Source organism: Salinimicrobium oceani (assembly GCF_012037645.1).
This window is the reverse complement of sequence record NZ_JAAVJR010000800.1, coordinates 1-413: the sequence shown is the minus strand read 5'-3', so window position 1 is coordinate 413 and position 413 is coordinate 1. Positions and strand designations below refer to the sequence as shown.

The window sequence follows — 413 nt, the reverse complement described above, 5'->3', positions numbered from 1 at the left end:
AAACAATCCTGCAAAGAAAGCCAGAGCACTTAACTCAGGGATCCCAATGAACCAGGATTCTCCAACGGTTGCCGGCATCACCATTACAAACACATCAAGATAGTGTCCTATCAAAATAATAATTCCGGTCATGACCACAAACCAGTTCACTCGTTTGAAGTCACTGTTCATTAACAACAAGAGTGGGAAGATAAAGTTTAAAGCCACCATTCCGAAGAAAATGAGGCCGTAATCTTCTATCCTTGACACAAAATACGTTACTTCTTCAGGAATATTGGAGTACCAGATCAACATGAACTGGGAAAACCACAGGTAGGTCCAGAAAATACTTATCCCAAACATGAACTTTGCAAGGTCATGAATGTGACTATCATTGACCAGCGGCAGAAAGCCTCTTGATTTAAGATAAATGG

Annotated in this window: 1 pseudogene; it reads right to left on the bottom strand. The window is 40.7% G+C overall.

From position 1 onward, the window contains the following. A pseudogene (locus tag HC175_RS19465) lies at window positions 1–413 on the bottom strand (quinol:cytochrome C oxidoreductase); the annotation flags it as partial.